We start from the raw sequence: 8,077 nt of genomic DNA, 5'->3' as shown, positions 1-8,077 counted from the left end.
ACACCCACACCCACACCAACCACGCCTGCGTCAGTTGTGTATTCGAGACAGACCTCGACCGCCGCCAGCCCCTCGGCGTCGGCCGGCGCCGACCCCGCCGACGAGCCGCGTCCGGCCACGTACTACCACCTCGCGCGGGCCGTCCTCTACCGCGAGTACCTGATCTTCGTGCGGTACCCGGCGAACGCGATCGGGGGGATCGTCGTCGCGCTGTTCTTCTTTGGCGTCCTCTTTTACGGCGGGCGACTGCTGGCCGGACAGGCCTTAACGGACTCGCTGTCGGGGATCGTCGTCGGCTACTTCCTGTGGACGCTGTCGGTCGGCGCCTACTCCTCGGTGTCGAGCGACATCGGCAGCGAGGTGCAGTGGGGGACCCTCGAACGCCACATCACCACGCCGTTCGGGTTCGCGCCCGTCGCACTCTTCAAAGGGGTCGCGAAGGTGATCCGGACGTTCCTCACGAGCGCGGTGATCCTCGCCGTCATGCTGCTGCTCACCGGGACCCGACTCAGCCTCGACCCGCTCACCGTCGTCCCCGTCGCGGGGCTCGCGGTCACCTCGGTGCTCGGCCTCGGCTTCGCGGCCGGCGGCGTGACGGTGCTGTACAAGCGGATCGGCAACTGGCTGAATCTGCTGCAGTTCGGCTTCGTCGCGCTCATTTCGGCGCCGGTCCTCGACGCGCCGTGGACCCGCTTCCTCCCGTTGGCGCACGGGAGCGCGATGCTCCAGCGCGCCATGGTCGACGGGGTCCGGCTGTGGGAGTTCGGGCTCGCCGACCTCGGGCTCCTCGTCGCCGTCGCCGTCGGCTACCTGCTCGGCGGCTACGTGGTCTTCCACTACGCGACGCGGCGGGCGCGGCGGCTCGGCGTGCTCGGGGACTACTGACGCGGCGGGTACGGGGCGGGAACCCCCGTCTCCCCGCGCTCACCGGTCCTCGTCCGGCTCGGCCGCGAGCGCCTCGTCGCGGAGCTCCCGACAGCGGTCGCCGGCGATTTCCAGTTCGGGGACCGGCGTCGGGTTCCCGTCGGCGTCGACGGCGACGAACACGAAGTACGACTCCGTCGTCAACTCGCGCTCGCCCGTGCGCGGCGACTCGCGGAACGCGCGGATCCGCGTGCGGAGGCTCGTCCGGCCGACCGCGTACACGTACGACTCGACGATGCAGGTGTCCCCCTGCGGCACCGGCCGCTTGAAGTCGAGCCCGTTGATCTTGGCCGTGACGCACGTCTCGCCGGCGGCGCGCATCGCCGACATCGCGCCGATCTCGTCCATCCACTTGACGACGTTGCCCCCGTGGGCCGACTCGTAGTTGTTCGTGTGAGTCGGCTGGACCCGCTGGCGGTTCTCGATGTAGGTGTCGCTGACCGTGGGCATGGCGGACTCACACGCCCGCCGGTGAAAGGGGCGTCGGCGGGCCGGGAACCGCGGCGCGCGCCGCCGGGTCGCCGACCGGGGCGGACGGACTTATGTCGCCCCGTCCCGGATCGGAACGCATGGCCGAGAACGGGGACGCGCTCGACGCCGACCTTCGAGTGCCGTCCTGCGAGCGCTGTCCGGCGCTGGTCGAGTCGCGGAGTCAGATCGTCGACGGCGTCGGCCCGACGGACGCCGACCTCCTGTTCGTCGGCGAGGGCCCCGGCGCGAACGAGGACGAGCAGGGGGAGCCGTTCGTCGGGCGGTCGGGGGACGTGCTCGACGAGGCGCTGCGGGACGCCGGCCTCGCGCGGGCGGACGTCCGGATCACCAACTGCGTCCGGTGTCGACCCCCGGACAACCGCGATCCGACGGCCGAGGAGCTGGCGAACTGCCGCGGCCACCTCGAAAGCGAGGTCGCCCGGCTGGACCCCGAACTCATCGTGACGCTGGGGAAGGTGCCGAGCGAGCACCTGCTCGACCGGTCGGTGGCGATCACGTCGGAGTCGGGCGACGTGGCCGACGCCCGAATTGCGGACGCGTCGCGTCGCGTACTCCTCTCTGTCCACCCCGCGGCGACGCTGTACGACCGGAGCCAGCGCGACGGGTTCTTCGAGACGATCGCTCGGGCGGGCGAGCTGAGCGGCGTCGGCGGCGCGGCCGGAGGGAGCGGCCAGTCGCGGCTCGGCGAGTACTGATCCGGCCGTGCACCGGCCTCCGATGGTGCACCGATTGGACGCTCTCGGACCGAGAACCGGACGTATCGTCGGGATCTATATAGAAAACATAGAAAACGATTAGTCGCGTCAGTCAGACAGTCGCCTGTATGTCCGACAACAGGTGGTCGGCGAATCGGCGAACGTTTGTCAAGACAGCGGGAGCCGGCGGCGTCGTTGCGCTCGCCGGCTGTTCCGGGGGCGGCGACGGCTCTGATGGTTCGGACGGTTCGGACGGCTCCGACGGGAGCGACGGCTCCGACGGGAGCGACGGCGGGACGGCGGGAGACTCGGACGGCTCCCCGACCGAGGTCACGTGGGTGATGAACCCCGCGCAAGAGGAGATCGATATCCAGGTACAGTACCAGCCGCTGTTCGAGTATATCGAGTCCGAGGTGGACGTGGAGATCCTCGAACAGCCGACGGCGAGCTACTCCGGCACGGCACAGGAGCTCCGACGCGCGGCGGAGGGCGACCGCGTCTTCGCGGACACCTCTCCCGGCGCGGTCGCGCAGATCCCCGAGGAGATCGACGTGACGGGAATGCGGGTGGCGTACGGCGCCGAGAAGTACTTCTCGCTCATCACGACGACGGCCGACAGCGGCATCGAGGAGCTCGCCGACCTTGAGGGCGAGGTGGTCGCCTCGGCCGCGCCGACGTCGGTCTCCGGGACGCTGTTCCCGCTGTTGATGCTTCGGAACGCCGGCCTCGACATCGGTAACGCGCCGGCCGGCTCGCCCGAGGACTTCGAGCTGCGGACCTCCGACCACACGACGGCGCGCGAACAGCTCATCCAGGACGACCGGATCGCCGCCGCGGGCACCGGCGCGTTCTCGACGGCGTCGCACGTCCCGCAGGAGCAGTTCGACGAGATGTCACAGGACTTCGTCGACATCTCGGCCGAGTACGACGGCGCCGGCGAACGCGACCCGGAGCTGCAGTTGCTCGCCGTCTCCGACCCGATCCCGCGCGCACCGATCGTGAGCAACGCCGCGTGGGAAGAGTCGGTCAAAGACGAGATCCGACAGGTGATGATCGACGCGCCCAAGGAGGCGTTCCAGCACGACTCGCTGGCCGACATCGCCGAGGCGCTCAACATCGACCCCGCGCTGCTCGAGATGGAGGAATCGGAGCTCTCCGAGGCCGAGTTGGAAGACGTTGAGCTGGTCGAGGACCACGAGCTGTGGTTCAGCGGCGTCGTCGAGGCCACCGTCGAGGACTTCGACCCGGTCGCCGAGCTCGGTCAGGAGCTCGGACTCGACTGGGGCGACCTCTAGATCCCCCGGTACCACGGTTTTGATCACATGAGCTACATCGAAGTAGACGGGCTTACGAAACGATTCGGCGACACCGTCGCGCTCGACGACGTGTCTTTCGAGGTCCCCGCCGGCGAGTTCGTCATCGTCCTCGGCGTCTCGGGGTCCGGGAAGTCCACGCTGTTGCGGACGTTGAGCGGACTGCTCTCCCCGACGGACGGCGAGATCCTGATCGACGGCGAGCCGATGACCGGTCCTCGTCCCGAGGTCGCGATGATCTTCCAGCAGCACAACATCATCGGCGACATGACGGCGTACTCGAACTCGCTCTCCGGCGGCGTCCACCGCTCCGGATTCCTCTCCAGCGTCCTCCAGCTACAGGACCCCGAGGAGAAGCACCGCGCCCTCGACGCGCTCGACACGGTCGGCCTCCTCGACGAGGCAGAACAGAAGGCGCGGAGCATGAGCGGCGGCCAACAGCAGCGCGTCGGGATCGCGCGCGCGCTCGTCCAACAGCCGGAGATCCTCCTCGCCGACGAACCGGTCGCGAGCCTCGACCCCGGCAGCGCACAGAGCGTGATGGGCTACCTCCGCACCGCCTCCGAGGACCGGGATCTGACGACGTTCTGTAGCCTCCATCAGGTGAACATCGCTCGGAAGTTCGGGCACCGCTTCATCGGCCTCAGAGAGGGGAAAAAGGTGTTCGACGGCTACCGCGACGAGTTGACGATCGACGCGATCGACGAGATATACGGCGACATCGACACCGAGGGGATGTTCGTCCGCGGAGACGACGACAACGACGCCGGGACCGACGAGATCGCGACGCCGTGACGAGAACGGAGTTGATTCACGAGTGACAACAGACACGACGGACGCCGACGGAACGAGCGGACAGTCGGCGGTGGGCGCCGACGGCGACGCCGACGCCGACGTTCCGGGCCGCATCGCCGAACAGTTCGAGAACATCAAGCGCACGCGCCGTCGCAGAGCGCTCGGGTGGGTCGGACTCGCGGTGTTCCTCGCGTTCACGACGTTGCAGGCGTTCGCCGCGACGGAGCTCCTCGACCCCGACGCGCGGCTCGAAACGTTCACCGACTCGCTGACCGGCTTCTTCCCGATCACGAACTACTTCGGGGTGGTCCCGTTCCTCGACGTCGGCCGGTACGTCCGGTTTATCAGACAACAGAACCTGCTGTACGATCCCGAGATCGGCGGGTTACTGTTCCAGTTCCCGCCGAACCCGACGGACGTCTACGTGTTCTTCTTCCAAGAGCTGGGTATCTTCCAGATATTCGGAGAGGCCGGCATCACCCTCGCCATGGGGTTCGTCGGGACGGTTCTCGGCTTCCCGTTCGCGATCATCTTCGGGACGCTCGGCTCCGAGCGCGTCACCCCGTTCCCCTTTAATTTCATCTTCCGTGGAACGATGTCCTTTATCCGGGCGATCCCGGCGATCATCTGGACGCTCATCTTCATCCCGTTCCTCGGACTCGGCCCCTCTTCGGCCGCGATCGCGATCGCGTTCGACACCATCGGCAACCTCGGTCGGCTGTTCGTCGACGAGCTCGAAGAGATCGAGGACGGGCCGATCGAGGCGATGCGCACCACCGGCGCGAGCAAGCCGCAGATCGTCTTCTTCGGAATGTTGAGCCAAGTCCGGACCGCGTTCATCGCGTGGACGCTGTACATCTTCGAGATCAACGTCCGGATCGGCGTCACCGTCGGCGTCATCGGCGCGGGGGGGCTCGGCTACGTCCTCACCTCCCAGCAGAATCTGCTCCGGTTCACCAACATGATGGCGACGCTGCTCGCCATCTTCCTGCTTATCATCTCCGTCGAGCTGTTCAGCCAGCGGCTCCGCTCGCGGCTGCGCTCCGACGACGTGGAGATGAGTATCTGGGAGCTCATCACCGGCTTCCCGCGCCGGATGGCCGAGTCGATGATGAGATAACCGCCGCGGCGCTCCGCCGGGGGCGTCCCGTTTGCGTCGGGTCGCGTCCGGGCCGGCCGATCGTCACGCCGGCTGCCACAAGGGAAACCGACTTTTCCGTGCCCCTCGGAAGGGGCGTATGAGCACCTTCGAGCCGCCCGCGGAGACGCTGGCGGACGTCGTTTTAGTCGACTACGGGCTCGGGAACCTCCGGTCGGCGACCCGCGGGCTGGAGCGCGCGGGCGCGTCGGTCGAGATCACCGACGACCCCGAGGCGTTCGCGGCCGCCGACGGCGTCGTCCTCCCGGGGGTCGGCGCGTTCCGCGAGGGGATGGAGAACGCCGGGCCGCTCCGCGAGGCGCTGACGGACCACGCCGAGGCGGGCCGTCCCCTCTTCGGGATCTGTCTCGGGATGCAGATGCTCCTCACCTCCAGCGAGGAGGCCGACCACGAGGGCGAAGGCGAGGTGACGGGGCTCGATCTGGTCCCCGGCACCAACGTCCGGTTCGACGTCGACCGCAAGGTCCCGCACATGGGCTGGAACGAGCTCGAAATCGAGCGCGACCACCCGCTGGTCGCGGGCGTCGGCGGCGAGTACGCCTACTTCGTCCACTCGTACTACGCCGAGCCCGACGACCCGGACGCGGTCGTCGCCACCGCCGACTACGGGGTCGACTTCCCCGCGGTCGTCGCCAACGACGCCGGCAACGTGTTCGGCACGCAGTTCCACCCCGAGAAGAGCGGGGAGACCGGGCTCCGGATCCTCCGGAACTTCGTCGAGTACTGCGCGGAGCGGTAACTCCGGCCATGGGCGACGACAGCGACCGCGTCCGGATCGGCGTCGACGTCGGCGGCACGTTCACCGACGCCGCGCTCCTCGTCGGCGACGACCTCACCACGGCGAAGGTCCCGACGACGACGCCGCAACACGCCGGCGTCCTCGACGGGATCCGCGAGGCCTGCGACGCGGCCGGGATCGCCCCGGCCGACGTCGACGCCTTCGCGCACGCGACCACGGCCTCGGTCAACGCCCTCTTGGAGCGCGACGGCGCGCGCACCGCGCTCGTGACGACAGCGGGCTTCCGCGACGTCTTGGAGATCGGCCGCCAGACGCGCCCCTCGCTGTACGACCTGCGCGCCGAGAAGGCGGCCCCGCTCGTCCCTCGCCGGCGACGGTTCGAGGTCGACGAGCGCGCGACGACCGACGGGATCGAGCGGGCGGTCGACCCCGCGGCGGTCCGCGACCTCGCCGAGGAGATCGCCGCGAGCGACGCCGAGAGCGTCGCCGTCTCGCTGCTCCACGCGTACGCGCACCCGGAGAACGAGGCCGCGGTCGCGGACGTCCTCCGCGAGGAGCTCTCGGTTCCCGTCTCCGCCTCTCACGACGTGCTCCCCGAGTTCCGCGAGTTCGAGCGCACGGCGACGACCGTCGCCGACGCCTACCTGACCCCTGAGCTCGACGACTACCTCGGGCGCGTCGTCGACGGCGCGCGCGACCTCGGGCTTCCCGCGCCGCGCGTGATGCGCTCGAACGGCGGCGTCGCCGACGCGGCGACGGTCCGGGAGAGCGCGGTCACTACGGTCCTCTCCGGACCGGCGGCGGGCGTCGTCGGCGCGGCCGCGGTCGCGGGCGGCGAGACGCTCGGGGCCGCGGACGATTCCACCGGAGGCGGCTCCGGAGCCGCCGTCACCTTCGACATGGGCGGCACGTCCAGCGACGTGAGCCTCGTGCGTGACGGGCGCGCCGAGCGCACCGCGGAGACGACGATCGCGGACGTTCCCCTCCGCACGCCGACGGTCGACGTCGAGACGGTCGGCGCGGGCGGCGGGTCGATCGCGTGGACCGACGCCGGCGGCGCGCTCCGCGTCGGGCCGGAGTCCGCCGGCGCCGAGCCCGGTCCGGCCTGCTACGGGAAGGGCGGCACCGAGCCGACCGTCACCGACGCCGACGTCCTCTTGGGATACATCGGGCCGGACGCGGCGCTCGGCGGCGACCTCTCGCTCGACGCCGACGCCGCCCGCGAGGCGCTCGCCCGCCTCGCCGAGGCGGTCGACATCGGGGGAGCAACCGGATCCGGCGACGACGCCCTCGACGCCCCCGCCGCCGCCGCCCGCGGCGTCTACCGCGTCGCCAACGCGACGATGGCCCGGGCGATCCGGTCGGTCACGGTCGAGCGCGGCCGCGACCCCCGCGCGTTCGACCTCGTCGCCTTCGGTGGCGCGGGGCCGATGCACGCCGCCGCGCTCGCCGATCGGCTCGGGGTGGACCGCGTGCTCGTCCCCGGCCCGGCCGGCGTGCTGTCGGCGTACGGGCTGCTCGCGGCCGACGAGACCCACGACGCGGCCCGCACCGTCCGGCTCCCGCTCGCCGACGCGACCGCCGCCGACCTCGGCGACGCCTTCGCCGAACTAACCGACCGCGTCCTCGACGACGTCTCCGACCCCGCGGCGGCCCGCGTCGAGCGCGCGGCCGACTGCCGCTACGCCGGACAGAGCTTCGAGCTGACGGTCGACGCCGAGGCGGAAGCGACCGACGAGGTCGACTGGACCGCCGGGGGCGACGCCGACCCCGCGCTCGATCCCGACGCCCTCGCGGAGCGCTTCGCCGCGGCCCACGAGCGCGCCTACGGCTACCGGCTCGACGCCGGCGTCGAGGCCGTCACGCTCCGGGTCGCGGCCACCGTCGAGGTGGCGGCGCCGACCGTCGCGAGGGCTGGCGCGGCCGACGCGGAGCGCGGCTCCCGCGGGGGCGGCTGACC

At 70.5% G+C, this 8,077-nt stretch carries 8 protein-coding genes; 7 read left to right on the top strand and 1 reads right to left on the bottom strand.

Annotated features, from left to right (window positions below; all coding sequences use genetic code 11):
• The first annotated feature begins 36 nt into the window (after positions 1-36).
• The gene (locus tag OQF71_RS12905; RefSeq protein WP_280588161.1) at positions 37-885 is read left to right on the top strand and encodes an ABC transporter permease; all 849 of its coding nucleotides are present in this window, start codon (positions 37-39) and stop codon (positions 883-885) included.
• Positions 886-924: 39 nt separating this feature from the next.
• Here the strand turns inward: OQF71_RS12905 and OQF71_RS12900 are convergent, their stop codons facing one another.
• Complete coding sequence (locus OQF71_RS12900; RefSeq protein WP_280588159.1) at positions 925-1,374, bottom strand: acyl-CoA thioesterase; 450 nt, start codon at positions 1,372-1,374, stop codon at positions 925-927.
• 119 nt (positions 1,375-1,493) lie between these two features.
• On the opposite strand from OQF71_RS12900, the gene OQF71_RS12895 reads away from it, so the two are divergent.
• From OQF71_RS12895 to OQF71_RS12870, 6 genes are all read left to right on the top strand, one after another.
• Entirely contained in the window at positions 1,494-2,111 is a 618-nt protein-coding gene (locus OQF71_RS12895) for a uracil-DNA glycosylase (protein WP_280588157.1), read from the top strand.
• 128 nt (positions 2,112-2,239) lie between these two features.
• Positions 2,240-3,406 carry a PhnD/SsuA/transferrin family substrate-binding protein gene (locus OQF71_RS12890; protein ID WP_280588156.1) on the top strand — a complete coding sequence of 389 codons (1,167 nt, stop codon included), beginning with the start codon at positions 2,240-2,242 and terminating at the stop codon, positions 3,404-3,406.
• Positions 3,407-3,433: 27 nt separating this feature from the next.
• On the top strand, positions 3,434-4,219 hold the full coding sequence (locus tag OQF71_RS12885; RefSeq protein ID WP_280588154.1) for a phosphonate ABC transporter ATP-binding protein: 786 nt from the start codon (positions 3,434-3,436) through the stop codon (positions 4,217-4,219).
• A gap of 22 nt (positions 4,220-4,241) precedes the next feature.
• Positions 4,242-5,339 (top strand): phosphonate ABC transporter, permease protein PhnE, encoded by a 1,098-nt coding sequence (gene phnE, locus OQF71_RS12880; RefSeq protein ID WP_280588152.1) that lies wholly within the window; start codon positions 4,242-4,244, stop codon positions 5,337-5,339.
• A gap of 118 nt (positions 5,340-5,457) precedes the next feature.
• On the top strand, positions 5,458-6,117 hold the full coding sequence (gene hisH, locus OQF71_RS12875) for an imidazole glycerol phosphate synthase subunit HisH (RefSeq protein ID WP_280588151.1): 660 nt from the start codon (positions 5,458-5,460) through the stop codon (positions 6,115-6,117).
• Between the two features lie 8 nt (positions 6,118-6,125).
• Complete coding sequence (locus tag OQF71_RS12870) at positions 6,126-8,075, top strand: hydantoinase/oxoprolinase family protein (RefSeq protein ID WP_280588150.1); 1,950 nt, start codon at positions 6,126-6,128, stop codon at positions 8,073-8,075.
• Positions 8,076-8,077 lie beyond the last annotated feature (2 nt).

Source organism: Halorubrum sp. Boch-26 (genome assembly GCF_029889805.1).
Lineage (GTDB): Archaea > Halobacteriota > Halobacteria > Halobacteriales > Haloferacaceae > Halorubrum.
This window is presented reverse-complemented; position numbering and strand designations above follow the sequence as displayed.